The organism is Pristimantibacillus sp. PTI5 (genome assembly GCF_048572955.1).
Lineage (GTDB): Bacteria > Bacillota > Bacilli > Paenibacillales > Paenibacillaceae > Pristimantibacillus.
This window is the reverse complement of record NZ_CP183886.1, coordinates 4,154,061-4,179,948: the sequence shown is the minus strand read 5'-3', so window position 1 is coordinate 4,179,948 and position 25,888 is coordinate 4,154,061. Positions and strand designations below refer to the sequence as shown.

General features: G+C 48.4%; 17 protein-coding genes, 1 tRNA gene and 3 rRNA genes. 4 read left to right on the top strand and 17 right to left on the bottom strand.

Annotated features, from left to right (window positions below):
- Positions 1-17: 17 nt before the first annotated feature.
- From ACN6MW_RS18625 to ACN6MW_RS18600, 6 genes are all read right to left on the bottom strand, one after another.
- Entirely contained in the window at positions 18-1,457 is a 1,440-nt protein-coding gene (locus tag ACN6MW_RS18625; protein WP_419871549.1) for an arabinan endo-1,5-alpha-L-arabinosidase, read from the bottom strand.
- Between the two features lie 20 nt (positions 1,458-1,477).
- The gene (locus ACN6MW_RS18620) at positions 1,478-2,320 is read right to left on the bottom strand and encodes a carbohydrate ABC transporter permease (RefSeq protein ID WP_419876386.1); all 843 of its coding nucleotides are present in this window, start codon (positions 2,318-2,320) and stop codon (positions 1,478-1,480) included.
- A gap of 30 nt (positions 2,321-2,350) precedes the next feature.
- A complete protein-coding gene (locus ACN6MW_RS18615) occupies positions 2,351-3,241 on the bottom strand; it encodes a carbohydrate ABC transporter permease (protein ID WP_419871548.1) in 891 nt (296 codons plus the stop codon).
- Between the two features lie 91 nt (positions 3,242-3,332).
- Positions 3,333-4,700, bottom strand: a complete 1,368-nt coding sequence (locus ACN6MW_RS18610) for an ABC transporter substrate-binding protein (protein ID WP_419871547.1) — start codon at positions 4,698-4,700, stop codon at positions 3,333-3,335.
- Between the two features lie 276 nt (positions 4,701-4,976).
- Positions 4,977-5,966, bottom strand: a complete 990-nt coding sequence (locus ACN6MW_RS18605) for a family 43 glycosylhydrolase (RefSeq protein ID WP_419871546.1) — start codon at positions 5,964-5,966, stop codon at positions 4,977-4,979.
- Between the two features lie 33 nt (positions 5,967-5,999).
- Positions 6,000-7,379: an arabinan endo-1,5-alpha-L-arabinosidase gene (locus tag ACN6MW_RS18600; RefSeq protein ID WP_419871545.1), complete on the bottom strand. Its 1,380-nt coding sequence runs from the start codon at positions 7,377-7,379 to the stop codon at positions 6,000-6,002.
- A gap of 167 nt (positions 7,380-7,546) precedes the next feature.
- On the opposite strand from ACN6MW_RS18600, the gene ACN6MW_RS18595 reads away from it, so the two are divergent.
- From ACN6MW_RS18595 to ACN6MW_RS18585, 3 genes are read left to right on the top strand one after another with little or no spacing between them, the layout of a single operon-like run.
- Entirely contained in the window at positions 7,547-7,861 is a 315-nt protein-coding gene (locus tag ACN6MW_RS18595) for a hypothetical protein (protein WP_419871544.1), read from the top strand.
- A 36-nt stretch (positions 7,862-7,897) separates the two neighbouring features.
- Positions 7,898-8,821, top strand: a complete 924-nt coding sequence (locus ACN6MW_RS18590; protein WP_419871543.1) for a HAMP domain-containing protein — start codon at positions 7,898-7,900, stop codon at positions 8,819-8,821.
- Positions 8,784-9,119: a hypothetical protein gene (locus ACN6MW_RS18585; RefSeq protein ID WP_419871542.1), complete on the top strand. Its 336-nt coding sequence runs from the start codon at positions 8,784-8,786 to the stop codon at positions 9,117-9,119. Before ACN6MW_RS18590 ends, ACN6MW_RS18585 begins: the two co-directional genes overlap by 38 nt.
- 82 nt (positions 9,120-9,201) lie before the next feature.
- On the opposite strand, the gene ACN6MW_RS18580 is transcribed toward ACN6MW_RS18585, so the two are convergent.
- The 6 genes from ACN6MW_RS18580 to ACN6MW_RS18555 all read right to left on the bottom strand — a co-directional run bounded on the left by ACN6MW_RS18580 (position 9,202) and on the right by ACN6MW_RS18555 (position 19,210).
- On the bottom strand, positions 9,202-12,156 hold the full coding sequence (locus ACN6MW_RS18580; RefSeq protein WP_419871541.1) for an EAL domain-containing protein: 2,955 nt from the start codon (positions 12,154-12,156) through the stop codon (positions 9,202-9,204).
- A 234-nt stretch (positions 12,157-12,390) separates the two neighbouring features.
- Positions 12,391-12,466 (bottom strand) — tRNA-Val (locus tag ACN6MW_RS18575).
- Positions 12,467-12,651: 185 nt separating this feature from the next.
- Positions 12,652-15,585: ribosomal RNA gene (locus ACN6MW_RS18570) — 23S ribosomal RNA — on the bottom strand.
- Between the two features lie 238 nt (positions 15,586-15,823).
- A 5S ribosomal RNA gene (gene rrf, locus ACN6MW_RS18565) occupies positions 15,824-15,940 on the bottom strand.
- A 110-nt stretch (positions 15,941-16,050) separates the two neighbouring features.
- A 16S ribosomal RNA gene (locus ACN6MW_RS18560) occupies positions 16,051-17,598 on the bottom strand.
- The 16S, 23S and 5S rRNA genes sit together here with 1 tRNA gene alongside, the layout of an rRNA operon.
- A 298-nt stretch (positions 17,599-17,896) precedes the next feature.
- Positions 17,897-19,210 (bottom strand): anti-phage deoxyguanosine triphosphatase, encoded by a 1,314-nt coding sequence (locus ACN6MW_RS18555; protein WP_419871540.1) that lies wholly within the window; start codon positions 19,208-19,210, stop codon positions 17,897-17,899.
- A 98-nt stretch (positions 19,211-19,308) separates the two neighbouring features.
- Here ACN6MW_RS18555 and ACN6MW_RS18550 point away from each other — a divergent pair, with 98 nt between their 5' ends.
- Positions 19,309-19,872 (top strand): guanylate kinase, encoded by a 564-nt coding sequence (locus ACN6MW_RS18550; RefSeq protein ID WP_419871539.1) that lies wholly within the window; start codon positions 19,309-19,311, stop codon positions 19,870-19,872.
- 59 nt (positions 19,873-19,931) lie between these two features.
- Here ACN6MW_RS18550 and ACN6MW_RS18545 read toward each other — a convergent pair whose 3' ends face one another.
- The 5 genes from ACN6MW_RS18545 to ACN6MW_RS18525 all read right to left on the bottom strand — a co-directional run bounded on the left by ACN6MW_RS18545 (position 19,932) and on the right by ACN6MW_RS18525 (position 25,534).
- Complete coding sequence (locus tag ACN6MW_RS18545; protein WP_419871538.1) at positions 19,932-21,101, bottom strand: Gfo/Idh/MocA family protein; 1,170 nt, start codon at positions 21,099-21,101, stop codon at positions 19,932-19,934.
- 242 nt (positions 21,102-21,343) lie between these two features.
- Positions 21,344-22,255, bottom strand: a complete 912-nt coding sequence (locus ACN6MW_RS18540; protein WP_419871537.1) for an ornithine carbamoyltransferase — start codon at positions 22,253-22,255, stop codon at positions 21,344-21,346.
- Between the two features lie 120 nt (positions 22,256-22,375).
- Positions 22,376-22,792 carry a WapI family immunity protein gene (locus ACN6MW_RS18535; protein ID WP_419871536.1) on the bottom strand — a complete coding sequence of 139 codons (417 nt, stop codon included), beginning with the start codon at positions 22,790-22,792 and terminating at the stop codon, positions 22,376-22,378.
- Positions 22,793-22,848: 56 nt separating this feature from the next.
- On the bottom strand, positions 22,849-23,589 hold the full coding sequence (locus tag ACN6MW_RS18530) for a Fic family protein (RefSeq protein WP_419871535.1): 741 nt from the start codon (positions 23,587-23,589) through the stop codon (positions 22,849-22,851).
- Positions 23,590-23,674: 85 nt separating this feature from the next.
- Positions 23,675-25,534: a 3'-5' exonuclease gene (locus tag ACN6MW_RS18525; RefSeq protein WP_419871534.1), complete on the bottom strand. Its 1,860-nt coding sequence runs from the start codon at positions 25,532-25,534 to the stop codon at positions 23,675-23,677.
- Positions 25,535-25,888 lie beyond the last annotated feature (354 nt).

Sequence of the window (25,888 nt, the reverse complement as noted above, 5' to 3'; positions counted from 1 at the left end):
GGCTTGGTTCTTTGTCCTTATTTCTTCGCAGCGCTTGTTATTTGTTTTCCCCACACCGCGGTTCCTTGTTCGTTCAAACCCGTGAAAACAAGCGTGGCTTTATTAAGCTCCCAATCCCATGCAGGCAGCAGGAGTGCCGTTTCCTTAGCGAAAACGGCTCCATCGGCGTCATGCCAGTACAAGGTTATCGTATGGTCACCGTCAAATTCCCAATAATCCTTTTCCTCGCCGCTTCCGATCTTGCCGTTCTTCAGCAGCGTTAACGGATCCGAATCGACCTGGCCGTCGATCAGCTTCTCGTGCACGATTTCTTCCCATTCGCCCGCGATGCTTCCCTTCGGTATCTTCTGCAGCGTTTCCCCATCGTATCTTTCAGGAGAAACGACCGGCCAGCCATCCTGCGTCCATAACATTTTCCTTACATGAAGATACATCCAGTTCGGATCCTGCTCCGGTCTTGCGTGATGGACCAAATAATAGTCGTCGCCATCCTGCAGCACGGAATTATGGCCTGGAGACATCCAGCCCTCTCCTTCGGAAAAACGATACCCGCCGATTAGCTTGTTGCCGATCTCAAACGGGGCCTCGTACTGGTCATCCAGCATATCGCGGCCGTTTGCGTCCAGGTAAGGACCGGTGATGGCATCCGACCGGCCGACACGCACATTATAATCAGAGGATAAGGAATCGTAAGACACGAATAGATAGTATTTCTTTTGCTCCGGATTATAGACCACGTATGGGCCTTCAACCGCGCCTTGTTCCATAGCTTGACTGCGCTTGGCAATTTTCGTGCCGTAGCCGGATTCCGCCAGCTTGCCTGTCTTCTCATCCAGCGGCGATACGTAAATACCGCCAAAGAAGGAACCAAACACGAACCAAGGCTTGCCGTCCGCATCCGTCACAATATTCGGATCGATCGCATTAGGCTCGTCTGCTCCGGAGGTTTTGACAACCTCGCCCTGATCCGTCCAAGGGCCTTCGGGAGAAGCGCTCGTCGCTACGCCGATATATGACGTATTCGAGCCGAACGTCGATGCCGAATAATACAAATAATACGTATCGCCGAGCTTCTCAATATCCGGAGCCCATAGATTCGTGGCGCCTGTCCATTCCTCCGCTTCCGCAGGAATACCGTCAAACGCATTGCCTACCCATTCCCAGCTGATCAGGTCCTTCGATTTGCGAACCATAATGCCCGGCGTGCTGCTTCCTCCGACCTTCACGTCCGTGGAATAAACATAATACGTATCGCCGTCCTTCAAAATAGAGGGATCATGCACATTGCTGATATTCCAGTTTTTCTCGTTATGGAGATTGGCCGTATCGTACATCGGATAAGCGGGCGGCGCAGAAGGCTCCTGCACCGCCGTGCCCTTCGAGCAGCCGGCGAGGAGAACGGCAGCCAATAGACTTACTGCTGTGAATTTCTGTATGCCAGCTTTAGTCGGTCTCATATGCGCATTAGCCCTCTCTGCTAGCCCTTTACGCCGGAAATAGCGACAGACTCGATGATTTGCTTTTGGAATACCAGGAAGATAATAAGCATTGGCAGCAATGCCACGAAGGATGCAGCCATAATTAACGGATAATCCGTTTGAATCGCATAGGTCGCATTAAAGTTTGCGATAACAAGCTGAAGCGTCTGCTTCTCCGGCGAGTTCAAGTAAATAATCGGTGCCAAATAATCGTTCCAGATTCCCATGAACCAAAGGATGACCTGTGCTGCGACCGCTGGGCGGATTAACGGAAAAACAATTTTCGTGAAGATGCCAAAATAGGAAGCACCGTCGATTTTCGCCGCTTCAATAATAGCCCCAGGTACGCTGGTCAAATATTGGCGCAGGAAGAAGATCATCATAATATTCCCGAACAAGCCCGGTACGATCAGCGGCTTTAACGTGTCTACCCAGCCAAACTCAGAAAACATGATAAATTGAGGAATCATAATGGCCGGATACGGAATCATGAGCGATGATAGCAAAAGCATGAAAATTTTGTTTTTGTGATTGAAACGAAGCTTCGCAAATGAGTATGCAGCTAAGCTTGAGGTGAACGTTCCGATAATCGTCACGCACAGCGTAATCAGCAAGCTGTTCTGAATACCGCTGAGCAAAGGTCCTTTTTCCCAAATCTCCACGTATTTAATGAAGTCGAATTTCTCGGGTATCCATACAGGCGGCAAAGCGAATACTTCCGTCTTCGTTTTAAACGATGTGGAAACCGTCCAAGCAAGCGGTGCAATCATAAATACAGCACCGATACTAATCAGAATAAAGATCAATACATCTGATATTTTAATTTTTTTGGCCGATAGCATAGTCATGCTCACTCCTTCCCTCTGTTGTCGTTATTCCAGGTCCTTCGACGATTTTTCATTCATCTTGAATTGAACGAGCGTGATCACGAAGATGAATAGACCAAGCATCATCGCCATTGCGGAGGCATAACCCATTTGCAGGTTGCCGAACGCTTTTTGCCAAACATAGAATACGACAGAGGCAGAGCTATACTCCGGACCGCCCGTGGATGTCATAATGTTGATTTCCGTGAAAATTTGCGCGCCGCCGATTACCTTTGTTACGACAATGAAGAAAGTAACCGGTTTAACCATTGGGAACGTGATATGCCTGAAAATTTGAAAAGCATTTGCCCCGTCAAGCTGCGCGGCTTCATAATAGTCTTTCGGCACGCTTTGCAGCGCTGCCAAATATAGAAGCATCGAGTAACCAAGGTTTTTCCATACCATCATTATTATGAGTGCCGGTTTCACCGTATATTTATCAGTTAACCAGTTGGGGCCCTCGATACCGAATAGAGCAAGAAACTGGTTCACTAAACCATAGTCGCCGTTATAAGCCCATTGCCATAAAATCGAAATCGCCGCGAGCGAGGATATTACCGGAATGTAGTAAACGACGCGAAACGTTGTTGTACCAAACATTTTTCGGTTCAAGCCTAGGGCAAGCAGCAGGGCTAATACTATCTCAATTGGGATACCGATCATCATGAAAAGCGTATTGAAGCTGGCTTTATGAAATTGTTCATCCATAAAAATTTCTTTGAAGTTGGCAAATCCGATAAAATCCATCCGGCCTAAGCCGTCCCAATCGGTAAAGGAACCATAAAGCGAGTATAAAAGCGGATACAACGTAAACAAGAGAAATCCAAGAACGGGAGCAAGCACAAATAAATACCCGTAGTAGCTTTCTTTGCGATAGAGATTCGACTTGGTTTTCATCTTCCACCCCTGATTCACCCGGCATAAGAGCGATGCTAGCTCTCCGAGAGGGCTAGCATCACTGTTTGCGGGTTAAAAATGATTAACTCAATTATTTCTTTGATTTCGCTTCTTGTTCGATCGCTTTATCCAGCAAGCTTTGCATTTTTGGCTGTTGCGATTTCACGTAATCGGCAGCTGTAACTTTACCGTCAAGCACCGGTTGAACGTCTGTGAAGAACAATTGGTACCATTCTGCATTGTAAGTCAATGTGTTAGGCATTGGTTTACCGTAATCTTGAACGATATCAAGGAATTCTTGCTTGTTCGCTGGTTTCGTTTCGGAATTAGCAGCCCAAGTTTCAGCCATGTCGATCAGGTTAGGAATTTGAACCTTGGCATCAACCAGCTGCTGTTGGCCCTCTGGCGAAGCAGTCAAGTAAGTCACTAGCTTAGCTGCAAGCTCAGGGCTCTTCGAAGTGTTAGATACGCCGATTCCGAGCGATCCAACGAAAGTTGCCGATTTGCCGGTAGAACCAGCCGGGTAAGGAATCAGGTCATAATCGAAAGGCAGTGTTTCGTAAGTTGCCAGATCCCAAGGGCCTACAGGGAAAAATGCAAGCTCGCCTTTCATCCAGCGCTGGTAAGTATCAAGTGTTGCCGCATCTTCAATAGAAGGCGTAATTTTGTAAACATTTTGCATGTCCGCGAAGTATTGCAAGGCTTCAGCAAACTTAGGATCGTCGATTGTTACTTTTGTGTTCGTTTCATCAAGCCAGTCAGCGCCGTTGCTCCATACGAAAGCTTGCAATGCCCAGTTTACGTTAAAGCCTGTACCGTATTGGTCGATTTTACCGTCACCGTTATTGTCTTTCGTCAGCTGTTGGTTAACTTTAATGAATTCATCCCATGTGTAAGGCTTGTCTTTATCCGGCAACGGAATGCCAGCAGCCTCAAACATTGCTTTGTTGTAACCAAGCGCGAAAGGACCTACGTCTTTCGGCAAGCCGTAAATGCTGCCTTGGCCTACGGTTTCACCGTCGTAACGGTAGCTGTCAACGCCGTATTTCCAGATGTTATCGAATTTTACATCAGACACGTATTCTGTGATATCTTTAAGTACACCGCCGTTTGCATACGCTCTCAGATCGCCCGGGTCAAAATAAAATACGTCCGGAACGCTTTTGCCTGTAATAGCAGCTTTCAATTTTGTTGCGTATTGATCGCCTGTTGTTGTGATGATTTTAACTTTAACGCCAGGGTTGTCCGCTTCGAATTTCTTAACGGTTGCCTCATATGCCTTTTGCTCTTCAGGTCCGCCTCTAAACATAAAAGAAATTTGTTTGGATTCTGTTTTTTCGCCTGTGCTGCCTGTGTTACCAGAGTTGCCTGCGTTGTCTTTGCCACCGCATGCAGAGAGTACTACGACTAACGACATCATGACTGCGAACATTGAGAATAAACCTTTTTTCTTTGCCAACTTGAACCCCTCCTGAATGTACTGCCTTCACAAGATCCATTAATTATCAACAAATCCACTAAGTAAGCATATTTGTTAAATAATTAATACTTTTGTTAAACTTATAATAGTGCAAAGCGCTTACATTGTCAATACATGTCGAATGAATATTTGGAAACGCTATCCACACCTGGTTTTTCATAGATTAACAGCTGGATCAGCTCTTTTTTAATCAACCGATAGATTATTAACTATGAAAACCAGATGTCATTAACATAAGAACAAACAACCGCTCCCCTATTCTATACCTGCCGCTGCGTCCGCAACAGGAATACCGAAATCCGGAGTACCGTCAGCATGCCAGCCAAATACCTGCGCACGGGTATGACGATTCGGATCATAGAGAGGATCTCCCTCAATTTCTTTGTAGTTGCGTGCATGATAAACAAGAATGTCTTGTTCCCCGTCCGGGCTTACCGTAAAGCTGTTGTGGCCAGGCCCATATTGGCCATTTGCTTCATTGGTTTGGAACACGGGCTCCGCTGTTTTCGTCCAAGATGCCGGGTCAAGCAAATCACTCGTCGCCTCAGCTGTGAGCAGACCCATGCAGTAATTATGATCCGTGGCGCTTGCCGAGAAGCTAATGAAGATTTTCCCGTTCCGTTTCAGTACGGCAGCTCCCTCATTGACAAGAAACCCTATTTTTTCCCAATCGTATTCGGGAGTTGCAATCATAACCTGCTTCCCGCTAATCGTCCAAGGGTTGCTCATTTGCGCAATATACAAATTGGAGTTGCCTGCTATGGCCGGGTCCTGCTGCGCCCAAACCAGATACTGAATCCCCCCATGCTCGAATGACGTAGCATCCAGCGAGAACGACTCCCAATTTGCTATAATTTGCCCTTTTTCCGTCCAATTACCCTCAAGCGGATTAGCGGATTCGTTCTCAAGGACGAACATCCGATGATCAAACAATCCATCAACGGTTTCAGTCGTTCTTGCTGCCGCAAAATAGATATACCATTTGCCTCCGACAAAATGGATTTCCGGCGCCCAAATGTTTGCGCTCATTGGACCTGTATCGTATTTTCTCCATACAACGACCGGCTCCGCCGAGCCGAGCTCCCCAATCGTCTTTGCTCTTCTTACTTCAAGACGGTCATACTCAGGAACGGATGCCGTAAAATAATAATAGCCGTCGGTATGCTTGTAGACCCACGGATCTGCCCGCTGAGGAATAACCGGATTCGAGAACTGCTGCGCTGTCGCTGCTTGTTTGCTTATCATAAGATGAAGACCCCTTTATTATAAAATAAGTTGTTAGTATGCTTCCAAACTGCTAATCTTCTTGCCCCATACCGCTATTCCGTTTTCCGTAAGACCGGAGTACACCAGTGTTGTGCGTTCCATTTCCCAATCCCATGCAGGCTGGATTGATCCTCTGCAAGACATAAGCTTACACGTTTCCCCGCCAAACCAAGGATAGGAAAGCCGAAGCTCGATTATTTCCTGATCGACGTTGCGCCATGATTGCCCTTCGGCAGGTCCGCTTAAGCTTCCGTCTGCTAACAGCGAATTTGGGATAGCCTCAACGATCGAATCCGTATCCGGATCATGGATAATCCACTCCCAATTCCCAGCTATCTCCGATGGGGAAATGATACGCGGCGGCTCTCCCGCATACCGCTCTGGTGATACAAGCGGCCATCCTTCCTTCGTCCAGCTCATTTCCCGGACATGAAGATGGAAACAGCTTTTGTTATTTTCTTCTCGGGCATGATGCACCATATAGTAAACGCCATTGTCCTCCAGAACGGAATTATGGCCTGGAGCCAGCCATCCTGCTCCAGTGCCGAAACGGTAGCCCCCCAACAATTTGACCCCGATTCGGGACGGCTCGGCATGCTGCGTATCCGTCATCGGTTGGTCCAGGTAATCCGTATAAGGGCCGGTGATCGACCGGGACCGCGCTGCCCGCACATTGTAGTTGGAGAAGAGCGAATCATAAGAGACGAACAAATAATAATAATCATGTTGCGGGTGATAAACGATATAAGGCCCCTCAATTGCGCCGTCCCTTATGTTTCGGTCGCGGCGTGCTAAGAGCGTTCCCGTTCCGCCTGCCAGCGGTTTTCCCGTCTGCCGATCAAGCTCCAGGATATAAATGCCCCCGAAAAAAGAGCCATAGACCATCCACAAACGCCCTTCTCTGTCAAAAAGAACATTAGGATCAATTGCGTTAACCTCAAGATCATCGCCTTCCGCCGTCTTCATGATCTCGCCTAAGTCTGTCCACGGGCCTTCCGGACTTCGCGCCGAAGCCGCACCAATAAAGGATTGGCGTGTTCCAAACCTTGAAGCACAATAATAAAGCAAGTAGGTGTCGTTCACCTTAATCACATCAGGCGCCCACAGCCCGTCGGCTCCGGTCCATTCCTTCGCTTGCTTCGGCACGCCGTCAAACGCATGGCCTATCCATTCCCAATCCACCAAATCCTTCGACCGTCTTACTTGTACGCCCCCGCGAAAAGGCGGTCTTTCCTCTTCCCGATACATCGCGTCCGTAGAAAACGAGTAATAGTTCTCCCCGTCTTTGAATATGCCGGGATCATGCGTATTCAACGTTTTCCAAGTCGTCTCATCCTCAAAGGTTTTCGGATCAAACAGTCGCTGCTCTGGCGGTTTTCTCGGATGATTCATCTCAATTCCTCCACGAGTTGTTAAAAGCTTTTCTTAAAACCATTCAATTGTTTATATATTTATTCATTAATTCATGTTAAAGTGAATTTTATCAACTGATGGCTGCTGCTGTCAATCGATAAATTTATTAACTATTATATTAACATCAAAAGAACTGAGGGGGATTTATGTTAAACAAAGTCAATCTGAGCCATCACGTCCTTGCAAACAAGAAACGATTCGAGGGTAAGCTCTCGCTCCGAAGTAAACTAGTCATCACTTTTGCGATTATTCTATTGGGACCCGCATTGCTCATCAGCACTCTCTCCTACAAGACATCCAAAGACGAGGTTTCCAATCAGGTGATAAACGGTGCAGAACAAAACGTACAGCTCTTAAGCTCTGTTATCACGCAGTACACCACTGCTGAATCTGCAAATACCGATTATTTAGCTTCGCTTATTAATGAAACCGTATACACGGGACCATCGCAAACGCTGTAAAGCAAAATTTTAGATCCTTTCTACCGGACACACCCGATGATATCCAACTTGGAATTCGGCGGAAAATCAGGTTATTACCGCAACGTGAAAGGAACGCCATGGGCGCAGGACGGAAACCATCTCACTTCGGACTGGTATTTATCCGCCATTGAAAGCTCAGGTACGATCGTATCGGCACCTTATGTTTCTGCTGTAACCGGGGAATTTGTCATCGGTATCTCGAAAGCGGTATCCGATGGGAGCGGAGTCATTCGATCGGAGGTAAAAATCGAGGAACTGACCGCGCTGGCTGATGCCGTTCAAATCGGCGAATCCGGAAACGCTGTCATTTTGGACAATGACCATAAAGCGGTTTATCATCCCTCGCTTGCGGCTGGAGAGCTTGCTGAAGGCGATTGGGTAGATCGAATGTTCGCGGCAGACGATGGAAAATTCGATTATTCGCTCGAAGGCAAATCCAAAATGATGACATACACGACCAATACGCTGACAGGCTGGAGGATTAGCGGAACGCTGTACACGAGCGAGTTTACCGAGCAAGCGATGCCGATCCTGAACCAAACGCTTCTGGTCGTCAGCATCTCAATAGTCGTAGCCGGAGCGCTTATCTATCTCATTTTGAGCGGCTTATTCAAATCGCTTCGGCTTATGGTAGGGACAGCAGAAACGATAAGCAGCGGCGACTTGTCAGCGCGTATTCCGTTGATGGGGAATGATGAGCTTGGCAAGCTGAGCAGGAGCTTCAACAGTATGGCTGCTAGCATTCATCACAGTATGGGCAATATTAACGCAACTGCCCTTGCGCTTGCCTCTTCTTCGCAGCAATTAAGCGCGAGCGCCGAGCAAGCCACTAAAGCGATCGGGGTCCATAAAATCCATCATCGCGCAAATTCAAGATGCTGCATTAGGAGCCGTTTCGTCGATGGACAAGACCGTCTCGGAGGTGGGCAAAGGCATTAAGGTCGTTCAAGAAACGGACCGCAACTTTAAAGGCATTTTGCAGGCAGTCTCCCCTCTATCCGAGATGAGCAGCACGCTGCGCTCCATTACAACCGAAATTGCAGGACAGGCCTCGCTCATGGCAGAATCGGTCAACCATGCGATTCACATCGCGGGCGAGAATTCCGGAGGCACGCAGAACGTTTCCTCCTCGGTAGAACAACAGCTGGCGTTGATGGAGCAAATAGCGGCTTCTGCCGCTCATCTGTCCCAGACCGCAGAGGAGCTCTCTACGATCGTCGATAAATTCAAGCTATAGATATAGAAAAGAAGGGCTGTCCCCTTATCCTTATATGGGATAAACGAGGCAGCCCTTTTTTATGCTCACATGATTTCTTCGTTTAACGGGAAAGCTCCAAAGCTTCGTACGGCATTGGCCTGCTAATATAATAACCTTGAATGCAATCTACTTGCAGCTCACGCAGCAATTCCATCTGCTCCTCCGTTTCGACGCCCTCCGCTACTACCTCAATCGACATGATATGCGATAGCGTAATGATGGCTTGTACGATCGCACTGTTTTCAACGCTGGCATTGATGTCGCTTATAAAGGATTTATCGATCTTCAAAATTTGTATGGGCAGGTTTTTGAGCAGCGATAGCGAGGAATATCCTGTTCCGAAATCATCCATGGATAGGCTGACGCCTAACTGAAGAAGCTCTTCCAAAATCATTTTGCTGTACGCGACATCCTTTAACATGATACTTTCGGTAATTTCCAGGCATAATTTCTTCGGATCCGCTCCGGTTTCCTCCAATATTTTTCTGATGCCCGGTACAAAATCACTTTGCGTAAGCTGCCTCGCCGAAATATTAACCGAAATTTTAAGCGCCGCCAGGCCTTGCTGCTCCCTAACCCGATTTATCTTACACGCCTCCCGCAGCACCCACTCTCCGATTGGGATGATTAATCCCGTTTCTTCGGCAAGGGGGATAAAATCCAGAGGCTGCACGAAACCGAATTTGGGTGAATTCCAACGAACAAGCGCTTCCAGACCATATATTTCACCCGTATGTATGCTGTATTGAGGCTGGTAGTACACGACCAGCTCGTTTCGCTTTAAAGCTTTCCGCAAATGGTTTTCCATGCTTAAGCGGTCCACATGGATATCATTGATTTCCGACGTATACAATTGGAGGCGATTTCGCCCCATCGCTTTCGCATTATACATAGCGATATCAGCATGCTTCATAATTGTTTCTACATCGCTGCCGTTATCCGGGTACAGGCTAATGCCGATGCTGCATGAAATATAGTATTCCCTTACCCCGTCATAGTAAGGCTCGCTCCAGCCGTTCACGACCTTGGCTCCGAAGGCCAGCGCCTCATCTACGCTGGCGATATCCGGCATGACGATGACGAACTCATCGCCTCCCATCCGGGCAGCAATATATTCTTTCTTGGATATCGAACGAACTTTATGCGCGACGTATTGAAGCAATCGGTCTCCCGCATGATGGCCGTAGCTGTCATTAATCAATTTGAAGCGGTCCAGATCGAACAAGAGCACGGCGACCTTCGTATTTTCCAATTCGGCCTTGCTTATGCATTCTACTAAATGTTGTTCAAAATACAGACGGTTGGCAAGTCCGGTCAGCGTGTCCTCATAAGCTAATTGACTGATTCTTTCCTCGGCGTTTTTTCTCTCCGATATATCTTTAATCGACCCGAGCAGCCTTATCAACTTCCCGTAATTATCAAACTGGGCATGCCCGGTGAGATGCATCCATATATAATCCCCATCAGAATGTTGAACACGGCATTCCAAATTGAAGGGACTTCCCGTTTGAATATGATGATGCATGCTTGATTCCGCAAGAAGCAGATCATCCGGGTGGATGAGCCCTGCAACCCTCGAGATGTCGCCTGACAGCTGTTCCGCGGAATACCCGAGAATCTTGTAAATGCCGCCCCGGCAATAAAACTCCTTCGATACGGCATTCATTTCCCAAATGCCGTCATTCGTAATATTAGATATGATTTCGAGCTGCTTGGCATAGGACTGCATCTCCGCATTCATAGATTCTCTTCGCAGCGCAGAAGCAAAAAAGTTCGCCAGCTGATAGGTGGTGTTAAAGGGATATAATTGTGTCGAAGTATCTCCAAGCCCCACTAAGGCCAGCGCTCCCAGCTCATCCGCATCAAGAACAATGGGTACAACGACAATAATATTCTCTTCTCCCATAAAAGCATCGTCATGCAGCTTGGAGACAGGCGGGAATTCCGCGGCGGAATTGTAGGTAAGTTCATCTTTAGGCCGTTCAACCAGCGATAAATCAAAGCTATGGATCATCATGGCAGCGGAATGGTCACGATCCTGCAGCGCGACAAAACCTTTCTGGAAAGGCGTATGACTAAGCCAGCTCATCTCTGTCGTTTCTTGATAATTAAAGGATTGCATCAGCAAGCCCAAATTAAAATTACGGGACACCATGTTTGATAAATATTGAATCGTTTCAGACGGATCGTCCACGATCGGTGCCACTTGCCGGAGCCCGCAGCCGCAGCTTTCCCGAAAAACCGAAGATGCGGAAACATAATTGATTTTCGAAAAACTCCGGCGTCCTTCCCAGCCCTCTATTAAGATCTCGGCCGCAATAAAACCCATATCATTGACCGGCAATAAAAACGTAGACAGGGACGGCCTAATCGATTTTGCCATCGGAACATCATCCACGCCCATTATTGCAATGTCTTCCGGAACCCGTATGTTCAGATCTTTAAAGTGATTAATGAGTTCAATCGCAATCAAATCATTTACCGTTAGAACCGCTGTATAAGGCAAGCCCTCATCTGCCATTGCTATGGCGATTTCCAGCGTACTCTGCCTATGGATATTATAAAACCAATCCGGCTCCGGGCTGAGCGAGTTCTTCTTCATTGCTGATAAATATCCCTCGTATCGCTTCTCAGCATCGTAAAAATAGATATCCCCCACGTAAGCGATTCGCTGATGGCCATGTCCGACTAAATGGGCAACCGCCTCATCCATCATTTCACTATTATTCATCGATACGATATAATCAACGTCCAGCCAGGTATTAATCCCTACAATCGGTTTGCCAAGCTCCTTTAAACTATTGATATAGCGGTTATCTACCGCATCCATGATGACAATCCAGCCATCCACATAGTCCGAAGCATACAATTCTGAGTAGTGACATGCAGATGTTCCAATCACAATGACCTTAGCGTTATGCTCCCGCGCTTTTTGCGAAATGCTTTTTATAATATTCCCAAAATAAAAACCGTCCAAAATGGGGCTCAACACACCGATCGTTTTTGTATGGCTCAATGGATTTCACCCTCTAGATTCATGTGGTTAGTTGATAGCGCTTACAATTAATAGGATAAAATAAGTGGATATCCTTTAACTCCTTAATACTCCTAGTTTATTGTTCCCTTCGAAGCAAGTCAATCCGAATTTTCGACAAGCCCGGCTGCGTATAATTAGAAAAAAACGATATATTTGTCGCTGAAAATAAAAAAAGCATTGTTCATGATGAACAATGGCTTCCGATGAAATAAATGGTGGAGGCTGACGGGATCGAACCGCCGACCCTCTGCTTGTAAGGCAGATGCTCTCCCAGCTGAGCTAAGCCTCCGCGAAAACAATAAAACCCACAAGCTGTGGGGTTGTTTCTTGGCACATATGAAGCATTTGCGCCTTGAAAACTGGATACGAAAGATTAGGTTTGCTGAAACCTTTTTAGCTGCTGTCTGCCGGATGTATGGGTCCGGGGCAAACTTAAGCGTATGCTTACGATGTAAGTTTGCTTCTCAAACTTTTTAGGATAAGCCCTCGACCGATTAGTATTCGTCAGCTGCACACATTGCTGTGCTTCCACCCCGAACCTATCAACCTCGTCGTCTTCAAGGGGTCTTACATACTGGGAAATCTCATCTTGAGGGGGGCTTCACGCTTAGATGCTTTCAGCGCTTATCCCGTCCGTACTTGGCTACCCAGCGGTGCTCCTGGCGGAACAACTGGTACACCAGCGGTACGTCCATCCCGGTCCTCTCGTACTAAGGACAGCTCCTCTCAAATTTCCTGCGCCCGCGACAGATAGGGACCGAACTGTCTCACGACGTTCTGAACCCAGCTCGCGTACCGCTTTAATGGGCGAACAGCCCAACCCTTGGGACCTACTTCAGCCCCAGGATGCGATGAGCCGACATCGAGGTGCCAAACCTCCCCGTCGATGTGGACTCTTGGGGGAGATAAGCCTGTTATCCCCAGGGTAGCTTTTATCCGTTGAGCGATGGCCCTTCCATTCGGTACCACCGGATCACTAAGCCCGACTTTCGTCCCTGCTCGACTTGTAGGTCTCGCAGTCAAGCTCCCTTATGCCTTTGCACTCTTCGAATGATTTCCAACCATTCTGAGGGAACCTTTGGGCGCCTCCGTTACATTTTAGGAGGCGACCGCCCCAGTCAAACTGTCCACCTGACACGGTCCCTCTGCCGGTTTCACGGCAGCAGGTTAGAACTCCGATACGATCAGGGTGGTATCCCAACGTCGCCTCCACACAAGCTGGCGCTCATGCTTCTCAGGCTCCCACCTATCCTGTACAGATCGTACCAAAGTCCAATATCAAGTTACAGTAAAGCTCCATGGGGTCTTTCCGTCTTGTCGCGGGTAACCTGCATCTTCACAGGTATTAAAATTTCACCGGATCTCTCGTTGAGACAGCGCCCAAGTCGTTACGCCATTCGTGCGGGTCAGAATTTACCTGACAAGGAATTTCGCTACCTTAGGACCGTTATAGTTACGGCCGCCGTTTACTGGGGCTTCGGTTCACAGCTTCGGGTTACCCCTAACCGCTCCCCTTAACCTTCCAGCACCGGGCAGGCGTCAGCCCGTATACTTCGCCTTACGGCTTCGCACAGACCTGTGTTTTTGCTAAACAGTCGCTTGGGCCTTTTCACTGCGGCCCCCTCGGGCTATAAACCCTACCGAGGCACCCCTTCTCCCGAAGTTACGGGGTCATTTTGCCGAGTTCCTTAACGAGAGTTCTTCCGCGCGCCTTAGCATGCTCTGCTCGCCTACCTGTGTCGGTTTGCGGTACGGGCACCTTCACCTGGCTAGAGGCTTTTCTTGACAGCCGGAGTACATGACCTTCGCTACTATAATTTTCGCTCCCCATCACAGCCCAGCCTAATAGTGTGCGGATTTGCCTACACACTAGCCTCACTGCTTGGACGGGCTATTCCATCAGCCCGCGTCACTGCCCTTCTGTGTCACCCCATTGCTCATAACGGTTTACGGTGGTACAGGAATTTCAACCTGTTGTCCATCCACTACGCCTTTCGGCCTCGCGTTAGGTCCCGACTTACCCTGAGAGGACGAGCCTTCCTCAGGAACCCTTAGGCTTTCGGCGGACAAGATTCTCACTTGTCTTTTCGTTACTCATACCGGCATTCTCACTTGAATACAGTCCACCAGTCCTCACGGTCCAACTTCAATCCGTATTCAACGCTCCCCTACCCAAGTACCATAAAGGTACATGTCATAGCTTCGGTGGTGTGTTTAGCCCCGTTACATTTTCGGCGCAGAGTCACTCGACCAGTGAGCTATTACGCACTCTTTAAATGGTGGCTGCTTCTAAGCCAACATCCTGGTTGTCTTTGCAACTCCACATCCTTTCCCACTTAACACACACTTGGGGACCTTAGCTGATGATCTGGGCTGTTTCCCTCTTGACAATGGATCTTAGCACTCACTGTCTGACTCCCGAGTAGCACGTCTATGGCATTCGGAGTTTGACTGGACTTGGTAACCCTTGGCGGGCCCCGCACCCAATCAGTGCTCTACCTCCACGACGCTCATTCCTCGAGGCTAGCCCTAAAGCTATTTCGGGGAGAACCAGCTATCTCCGAGTTCGATTGGAATTTCTCCGCTACCCCCACCTCATCCCCGCACTTTTCAACGTGCGTGGGTTCGGGCCTCCAGTGCGTGTTACCGCACCTTCACCCTGGACAGGGGTAGATCACACGGTTTCGGGTCTACGACCACGTACTTATTCGCCCTATTCAGACTCGCTTTCGCTACGGCTCCGTCTTCCCGACTTAACCTTGCACGTGATCGTAACTCGCCGGTTCATTCTACAAAAGGCACGCCATCACCCATTTAACGGGCTCTGACTTTTTGTAAGCGCACGGTTTCAGGTTCTTTTTCACTCCGCTTCCGCGGTGCTTTTCACCTTTCCCTCACGGTACTGCTTCACTATCGGTCACCAGGGAGTATTTAGCCTTGGCAGATGGTCCTGCCGGATTCCGACGGGGTTTCACGTGTCCCGCCGTACTCAGGATCCGTCTCGGAGGGTGCTTGCTTTCGGTTACAGGGCTTTTACCTGCTCTGGCGGGCCTTTCCAGACCTCTTCGCCTACCAAACACCTTTGTAACTCCATGTGAGACGTCCTACAACCCCAAGGAGCAAGCTCCTTGGTTTGGGCTAATCCGCGTTCGCTCGCCGCTACTGACGGAATCACTATTGTTTTCTCTTCCTCAGGGTACTTAGATGTTTCAGTTCCCCTGGTATGCCTCTTACTAACCTATGTATTCAGTTAGTAGTAACTGTCCATTACGACAGCTGGGTTTCCCCATTCGGAAATCCTCGGATCAATGCCTGCTTACGGCTCCCCGGGGCGGTATCGTTGTTCGCCACGTCCTTCTTCGGCTCCTGGTGCCTAGGCATCCTCCGTGCGCTCTTACTAGCTTAACCATTTGCTCGGGTGATTCGGCTTGCGCTCCGTTACAGCTTGATTTCTTTGAACAACAACCCCGTTAGAGGTAGAAATAAAGTCTGTAAAAGTCGCTGCAATCTCGAACACCTTTCGCTAACAATAAAAACAGCTTAAAGGATGTTTCAGCAATTCTTTTCTTTCGTTATCCAGTTTTCAAGGTGCAAAGTAAATCACAGCGGAGCCTTTCGGCTGCTGCAAAGGTGTAAATAAACACCTGCTTGGCGACGTCCTACTCTCCCAAGACCCTGCGGTCTAAGTACCATTGGCGCTGGAGGGCTTAACGGTCGTGTTCGGTATGGGAACGCGTGGTTCCCCTCCGCCATCGCCACCAAACGGATGACATGACTTAACTTGAAAGAGGATTAATCTTTCAAAACTGACAACGAGTAAGCGATAAACTGCCAAGTTTATCCGAACCTCATCGGGTCCGGGTATTTCCTTAGAAAGGAGGTGATCCAGCCGCACCTTCCGATACGGCTACCTTGTTACGACTTCACCCCAATCATCTACCCCACCTTCGACGGCTAGCTCCCTTGCGGGTTACCCCACCGGCTTCGGGTGTTGTAAACTCTCGTGGTGTGACGGGCGGTGTGTACAAGACCCGGGAACGTATTCACCGCGGCATGCTGATCCGCGATTACTAGCAATTCCGACTTCATGCAGGCGAGTTGCAGCCTGCAATCCGAACTGAGACCGACTTTGATAGGATTGGCTCCACCTCGCGGTTTCGCTTCCCGTTGTATCGGCCATTGTAGTACGTGTGTAGCCCAGGTCATAAGGGGCATGATGATTTGACGTCATCCCCACCTTCCTCCGGTTTGTCACCGGCAGTCATCCTAGAGTGCCCACCATGATGTGCTGGCAACTAAGATCAAGGGTTGCGCTCGTTGCGGGACTTAACCCAACATCTCACGACACGAGCTGACGACAACCATGCACCACCTGTCTCCTCTGTCCCGAAGGAAAGCCCTATCTCTAGAGCGGTCAAAGGGATGTCAAGACCTGGTAAGGTTCTTCGCGTTGCTTCGAATTAAACCACATACTCCACTGCTTGTGCGGGTCCCCGTCAATTCCTTTGAGTTTCAGTCTTGCGACCGTACTCCCCAGGCGGAATGCTTAATGTGTTAACTTCGGCACCAAGGGTATTGAAACCCCTAACACCTAGCATTCATCGTTTACGGCGTGGACTACCAGGGTATCTAATCCTGTTTGCTCCCCACGCTTTCGCGCCTCAGCGTCAGTTACAGCCCAGAAAGTCGCCTTCGCCACTGGTGTTCCTCCACATCTCTACGCATTTCACCGCTACACGTGGAATTCCACTTTCCTCTTCTGCACTCAAGCTTTGCAGTTTCCATTGCGACTTGGGGTTGAGCCCCAAGTTTAAACAACAGACTTACAAGGCCGCCTGCGCGCGCTTTACGCCCAATAATTCCGGACAACGCTTGCCCCCTACGTATTACCGCGGCTGCTGGCACGTAGTTAGCCGGGGCTTTCTTCTCAGGTACCGTCACCTTGGGAGCAGTTACTCTCCCAAGCATTCTTCCCTGGCAACAGAGCTTTACGATCCGAAAACCTTCATCACTCACGCGGCGTTGCTCCGTCAGACTTTCGTCCATTGCGGAAGATTCCCTACTGCTGCCTCCCGTAGGAGTCTGGGCCGTGTCTCAGTCCCAGTGTGGCCGATCACCCTCTCAGGTCGGCTACGCATCGTCGCCTTGGTGAGCCGTTACCTCACCAACTAGCTAATGCGCCGCGGGTCCATCTATAAGTGATAGATTGCTCCATCTTTCCCAGCCCGGTCATGCGACCAAGCTGCGTATCCGGTATTAGCATTCGTTTCCGAATGTTATCCCAGTCTTACAGGCAGGTTACCCACGTGTTACTCACCCGTCCGCCGCTAACCTTGTCCCGAAGGACAAGATCCGCTCGACTTGCATGTATTAGGCACGCCGCCAGCGTTCGTCCTGAGCCAGGATCAAACTCTCCAAATTGGTGTTTGAAATGCTCATTACTTTTATCGCTTTTCTAACGATCCGTTAGGATCGTAAGGGCAGTTATTACTCGTTGTTCAGTTTTCAAAGAGCAATCTTTTTTCTTTCGTTCCGGTGTGTTTCTTGGCCGGAATAAGAATATACCATGGACAAGACTAGTAATGCAAGTGTTTTTTAAAATTAAATAATAAAAGTTTAAAAATCCCTATATTACTGCTGATACAACATAGAAGCTTCACCACTTGAAGCTTCTATTCCATAAGAACGCATAATAGAGGAATCTCCGCGATAGGCTAGGCTAGATATCGAAAAGACGGCCGCCGGACGCTTCAAACAAACGCGAATACATTTTCAACGCATAAGTATCCGTCATGCCGGCGATATAATCGCAAACTAACCGTGCATTCCGCTCGTCCGAGGTTTTACTCCAGCTTCCCTTCTCATCTTCCGGCAGCAGATTTTTATCATTCAGCATCGCATCGAACAGCTTCTCGATCATTTTGCCTCCGCGCCATTCGAAGGTTTGTACCTTTTGCGAGAAAATGACATGATCCACGACGAGGGTTTTCAAATCCTCCAGCAGCTGCATCGCTTCCTCGGCGATGACCGCCTTATATCGAAGTCTATTAGAAGAAAAGCCCGGCTGCACATCCTTTATCGTGATTTCATGGATGAAGCCGGATACTAAATCAGCGAAGAAACGTTTTGTCTGCTTGTTTTTATCACTGGCCTTGTCCAAGAAAATCCGCAGCGACTCGGCAATACGTTCCGATGAAATCGATTTATGACGCTCGACCACCTCGCATAGTTCATCCCTTTTGATCAAATTCAGCTTAAAGGCATCCTCCAGATCATAGGTTGCATAGGCGATATCGTCGGCCAGCTCAATAATGGAGCATTCAAAGGTCTTATTCAGCGTTTTCTTGTGCTTTCCGTCCTGCGGCTCGGATATTTGTATGAAATAGGCTTTCTCCTCGGGCGAAAAAGCTTCAAGCACCCATTCAAACACCGGCTCATCCTCTTCAAAAATGCTGCTTTTGGGCGGTTTGCCCGTCACAGCCGGATTATTTACCCGCTTCATGCTGGCCGGATATTTGAGAATGGACAATAAAGAAGCCCTGGTTAGATCAAGTCCCGCTTCCCTGTCCTCCTCTCTGCTGGTCAAAAGCCGAAACGTATGCGCATTCCCTTCAAAATTAAGATCAAAGGCCCTCATGCATTTGTTCAACGCACGCTCGCCTTGATGCCCAAACGGCGGATGGCCGAGATCATGGGCCAAAGCGGCAGCTTCAATAAGGGAGATATCTATTTTGCTCTCGCTCTCTTTAAAGATCATGTTTTTTTCATTTAACGTTGTGGCAATTCCTCTGGCAATTTGAGATACTTCAATGGAATGGGTGAGGCGCGTCCGATGAAAATCCCCTTCGTTGATGCCGATTACCTGCGTCTTGGATTGCAAACGGCGAAACGCCGCCGAATGGATGACCCTGCCGAAATCGCGCTCGAAGTCATCCCGAATCGAAACCCGCTGCTTCGCGTTTTCCGTATTGATATGCCGCTCGATATCTTTTTCATTATAGAATGGATTAAAAGGATGATTAGTCAGAATCATAGGCTCGCTCCCAGCTGAATTCGTTTAGAGCCATTTTAGCAATATAGGGTCATTATTGTAAGTAGATATTGAAGAGATAATAAAGGAGAGCTAGCGCCTTGGGAAATATATTCGCATTTTATGGACCGTCCGCGTCAGGAAAGTCCGAAATTCAAAAAGAGCTGGCAAACAGCGGCTACCCAAAAATCATTACCGCTACGACAAGGTCCCCGAGGCCGCATGAGGAAAGTGGGGTCCATTATATTTTCATGACGGCCGCGCAATTCGAGCATGAACTTGAAGCCGGATCGTTTATCGAGTGGACCCAATATAATGGGAACTATTACGGCACGTTAAAATCCAGCATCGAAGAAGTGCTGCGTCACGACGGCAAGGCCCATATTGTTCTGGATTTGGCCGGCGTGCTCGCCCTCAAGCAGCTGTACAGCGGGACCGTTGCCGTATACATAGGCGCTGACATCGAAACCATCACGAGAAGGCTCACGCTTAGAGGAAGCCTGACGGAAGAAACGGTAAACCGAATCCAAAAAGCGGAGCAGGTCGAATTAAGCAGCGCCTATACGGAGCATGCCGATGAAATCGTTTGGAATCACGACGGCGTTGATTTTAACGATACGATGGCGCGCATACTCCAAATCATGGCTACCGGCGATACGCCATAAGCGCAAAAAAGAGCTCTCCTGTCCGGAATGGACAAGAGAGCTCTTTTTATAAACTGCATTTACTCTTGGACTTGAACCCACCGCTCTTCTTTATGGCTCTTTAGGATTGCTTCCATTATGCACATGGATACATGCCCGTCTTCGAAGGTCGCGAAATTCGCCTTATCCTTGAGAGGATCTTTGCCTTCTCGTATGAAGGTGTAATATTTCAGCATCATATTTTTCACCGAATCCGGCCAGCCTTCCGTATGCCCGCCCGGATGATGGATTGACGGTCTCGCTTTTTTGAGAAACAAAGCCGGATCGGCCATCAATAACTCATTCGAGCGATCGCGGTGGCCAATCCACAGCTTGGCCGGCTCCTCCTGCTTCCAATAGGCGGATTTGCAGGTGCCGTTCAATTCAAAGCTAAGCGCGTTTTTCCGGCCGGCACTAACTTGAGAAACCGTAAAGGATCCCTTGCTGCCATCATCGAAGCGGATAAGCACCGATGCATAATCCTCCGTATGGATAGGAATGTCCTCGTACTCCTCGTCTGCCTGATCCTCATCGCTTCCGCTGAATGTATCCGCATGGGATACGGGCTTTTTGCGATTGGGATGGACGGTCCATAAATCGGCGAACACTTGCGAGATCTTCTTGCCCGTCACATATTGGACAGTATCACACCAATGCGATCCGATATCCGCGACAGCCCGCGAGCGGCCGCCGGTCTTTTCCTCCAACCGCCAATTGTAATCCGTTTCGTAAAGCAGCCAATCCTGGAGATAGCTGCCATGCACCATGTTGATCCTGCCCAGTTCATTCTGCTTTACCATCTCCGACAGCTGCTTCATCATCGGAAACTGGCGATAGTTAAAATTAACGCCGTGCACGACACCGTGCTTGCGTGCCAATGCCAGCAATTCTCTTGATTCGTCGCTCGACATTGCCAACGGCTTCTCCGACAGCACATGCTTGCCGGCCTCGATGATTTCACGGTTAATCTGAACATGAAGATGATTCGGCGTACAGTTGTGTATGACATCAATGTCCGGATTGCGGAGCATTTCCCTATAATCGCCGTAGGCAAGCGGCACGCCAAGCTCCTCCGCTTTTTGGTCAGCACGTTCTTGGCCTCGCCGGGCCACAGCAATGACTTCTACGAATTCAAGCCTGCGTACAGCCTCGAGATGCGCGGGTCCGATAAAACCGGTTCCGATAATGCCTGCTTTGATTTTCTTTTCCATACTTTCACCGCCTTCTAGAAGCGCCGTTCACTTCGATCTCGCTTTTTTCGTATATACCCATTTGCAAGCTATGTTAAACGCTGCGTAACCGGCACGCCGCAGATGATGATGCGATGCACCATTCGGAGCGAATGTGGTTGGGCAACGCGAACAAGAGGCAGCCGCATGCGCTGCCTCTTGTTTACGTCAGTGAGTACATGGCTGCAAACTCGCCTCGCGTTAAGCAGTGGACGGGTTAAGCTCTAGGTAAGCAAATGAAGCAGCAAAGCTTTCTGGGCATGCATTCGGTTCTCCGCCTGCTGATAAATAATGGAGCGCTCCGATTCCACAAGCTCCGCTGCGATCTCAAAGCCGGGATGAATAGGCATATCATGCATGATATAGGGCGTGTGTCCCGCGAGGTTGCTGCGATTCAATTGAAAGGGCAGCATTTTCTCTAACCGCCGGTTTTTCTCTTCTTGATAGTGATTGTCATGGTAAAACTCCATATCGATCCAAGTGTCCGTGTAGACAAAATCCGATCGCGCCGCCGCTTCTGTTAGACTGTCTGCCTGCTCTATGAATCCGCTGCGATATGCCTGCTGCATGAGCTCCTCATCCCAGGATGGGGGATTGATGATCGGCGTAACCAAAAGAAGCTTAACTCCCAGCGTCATGCAGCCCGCAACCAAGGAATTGGCTACATTGTTATGAATGCCGACATACGTGAGCGTAATTCCCTTAAACGTTCCAGCAACCTCATAAATGGTCATGAGATCCGCTAATGCTTGGCATGGATGATATTTTTCACAGCAGCCATTGATGACAGGTACCTTGGAGTATTTAGCTAGTTCGAGCACATCCGAGTGCTTCTTGAGTCTAGCCATGATCACATCGCTATTTCTCGAAGCATATCGCGCTTCATATTGAATGGGAGAAAGGCTGAAGTTGCTGGCATCCCAGTCCATCACAACCGCGTAACCGCCCATTTGGTTTATGCCGGATTGAAAGGAAAGATTGGTCCTTGTCGATGTTTTCTGAAAAAGCATGAGCAGTCCTTTTCGCTCGGCTGCATGGTAAAAGCGTTCCGGGCTGTTCTTCACCGCGATTCCCTGCTCTATGATGGAAAGAAGCGTGTCCGCATCGTATTCTTTTAACGATATAAAATGGTTCATCGTTTCACCCCCCCGTTTGAATATTTATACATAATTATGAATTAATATTCAATTTAAGGGGATGGAGCGTTTTTGTCAACCGCAGGAAAAAAAAAAACCCTGCAGCCGATGCTGCAGAGCCTAAATGGAAACGAGTGCGGAAAAGGATTTCGCGATCCTCTCCAGATCTGACGGGTTTATATCAAAAGCTCCAGAAACGGCACGCTTCGTTGATGAATAGTCGAGATAGACATGCTTGGACAGCGAATAGTCCAGAACGAAATCCCCTTTTCGGTTCACGCTTTGAAGCGTAAGTTGAAATTCCTGAGGGCTCATCCCTTCAAGCGTCGCTGAACCTTGGCGCTCTAGATTTATTTTCTTAACGGCAGAAATAAAGGCGTGTAAATCTCGAGCCTCTACCCACACCTGCGGGTTCGCGCCGCTGTATTCGTTATCGCTTATCGTAATCGAGAAACATAGACTGGGGAGCGGAGCCTGGTGCGTTTCCACTAATTCGAACGCTATGCCGGAACGCCTATTCATCGATTCTATCTTCATGGAGCTTCACCTGGGTTTATAGCTACGCTGCAAGCGAAATTAGTTATTTTTCGTATTCATTTAACGGTTTGAATATATTTTTTCAAACTATCCTCTACACATTCTACGATAATCTGAATAAAGCCATCTAAATTATTATTTACGCTGGCTTCCTCAAGAGTCTCGTAATATCTCAGACGATCACCAGCTGATGCTTTTACGATTGCAGGAGGAAAGCCAAATTTCATTAATATTAAATTCATAATTAACCGCGCCGTTCTTCCGTTGCCATCCGAAAAAGGATGGATATATACGAACTGAAAATGAAACTTAGCCGCCAATTCCACAGGATGTATAACACCTTCATGCTTATCATACCAACGTAATAAACTTTCCATCTTTTCTTGTACCACTGTAAAATGTGAAGGTTCATGCTGTGAGCCTGAAATTCTAACATTAATTGTCCTATAACGGCCCGCATTCTCATCATCGATGTTTTTCAGGACAAGGTGATGAATGGATTTAATCACAGATTCTGTGAGGTTCATATTTCGGCTTACAATGTCCTGCACGTAACTGATTGCTTCCGAATGATTAATAACTTCAAAGTGCTCACGCAGCTTCTTGCCCCCTATCGTTAGACCCTCTTCCAAAACCAGCTTCGTTTCCAATAGAGTTAATGTATTTCCTTCTATCGCATTTGAATTGTAAGTCCATTCAATACGATAAACCTCCTCTAAATTCCGTACAGCTGCTGCCGGTAAAGGTCTAAGGACATCCAGCTCTCTTTTTAGCTCGTTTATTTTGTCATAGTTCAACTTCAGCACCCCTTCCTCAGCAGTATTAACGAGTTTGATATTATCTTATGCAAAATAATATAGGCAAATATTAAGAGGCATTCGATCAGCCCATTTTCTTTACGGTATGTTTTTTTTCTTTCCGCTGCTGCTGGATTTCGTCCAGGTATAGAGTAAACTTCGAGCTGCCGCTGTAGGAAATAAACAACCAATCCAGTGCGCGAGTGAGCGCCATGTAGAAAAGAGACACTTCCCGCGCTTCGGCCTCCTCCAGCGAGTAGGGCATATTTTCCGTGTTGACTAGGAATACCGCGCGGAAATCCAGATCCCTTGCGCCTTCTACGGTCGATATTTGGATTGCATCGCTGGCGTGTTCGGAGAGGACCGTTGATTCGGTATCTTCCGTCATCCCGTTAAACGGGAGGCCTTGCCGTTTAAGCTCCTTACGGATCATATCGATATAGGATAGATGATAATTATTTTTCACGCGATGCAAAATAGCCATTTCAGCGTACGGAACCTTTTTCTCGTCATGCAGGTATTGGATCCGCTTCACGACTGCCGCGAGCTCTTCTTGGAAGCTGCCGCAGCGTAAAATCGCCGGCTCTGGTCCTTTTCGCCGCGTGCTTTGAGGAGGGATGATTGCGACGCCGTCGATCGAGCCCTCCTGCACTTTGTTCTGAAGCTGCGAATGCTGCTGATAGAAGTTCCACGCAAACTGCACGATTTGAGCCGTATTGCGGTAATTAATAGATAGAATGCGAGAACGTTCCTTGGAATCCTGCACTTGATTCTGCATGCTTGGACTGAGCATATGGTTCAGCAGCCTCAGCCACTCCGCGTCAAATTCCTGACCCTTGTCGATGAGAATCGCATCGTAGGCTGGCAGGATTGCCTCCTTCTTCTCCAGCTTCGCAATGAGCGCGGGAATATCCGTTTCCCTGGCATTCAACACCTTCGCCAACCACTCATGAAAATGATAAACCGCAACGTTATGCTCCCGGATCTTGTTATCCTTTTGCTCCTCCAGCATGATCCAATCAAAAAGATCCTCCGGCTCGTCCATTAATTCATCCATCATTTGCCGAAGGCTTATCGATAAGGAATGGCCATGACATAGGAGAAGAATTTTCCAATCCGGATTTTGCTTGGCTAGAATTTTGGCGCGGCTGGCAAGGACAACCGTTTTCTCGCTGCCGGCAGCACCGCGAATGATACGCAGCTGCTCTCCTAGCTGCCTTGCTATATTTTCCGGATGCAAATCCGCAGCCTTAATCGTATGCAGCGACAGCAGGAGCTGATCCTGTTCATTTGTATGCTGGCGGAATTCTGCTCCGATACGCGCCTCAGGAAATAGATGATCACGAACCGACTGTATATCCTCCGGCGTTAACAAGTACCTGCTGCGGCTCCAAACCGCGAACATGCCATGGATTTTTTCGATCAACAGATCAGCCGAGAACCCTTCATCCTCCGGATCCATCTCATCGCGGCAAAGCACAAACTGCGGGGATATCACTTCGTACAGGTTGTGCTTCTCGAAATCCTCCTGCTTCATTCGCGTAAAGACGGTGCCGAAGCCGCATGGGAATTTCAGCACATTGGGAAGACTGTCTCCCTGCTGGAGGAGCTGCGGATCTTTCTTGAGGTGGTTCGCCACATGACGCGCGATGCCCCTCGCTTGCTTATACGGATTTTCCACAGCCTCCAACCGTCCCGCTGACGTATACAGCTGCCATTCGTCATGATCAATTTGAAACAATGCCGACGGGGTATAGTCCTTCACTTCGAGAACCACAAGCCCCAAGTCGGGTCCAATAATGACAAAATCAGGCCGGCTCCCTTCGATTTCCGGTTCGTAATACACCACGTAGTCATCCGCTAAATGCGCCTTCAGCGTCCGAAACAGCATTCGCTCACCCGCAGCCGCACTCGTCCGAATCGCCTCGGGAACCATGTAAGCCATCCTTTGTCACCTCTCGTTCGATTTGTCTAGTTGATGCTAGTATAAAGCCTATTTTGCTGGATGTGTAGCCAAAAAACGCTGAAAGAGCTGTATCGCGTCTTTTCTCGCCAAACTGGCGTTTCGTATAAATAGATGGAATTTCTCCATCTAAAATAGCTGAATCCGCCGAGTTTGATCAATTAGCTGGAATTTCTCCCGCTAAATACAGGATTCAACGCCATTATCGGATAAACCGAAGAATTAACGTGAGAAATTCCATCTAATTCTAAAGATCGAACGGGTCTGGCACATTTAACTGGAAAAATTCCATCTAAAGTTGAAGTTAGTTGGATACGTCCGGCCCATTCTGATGAG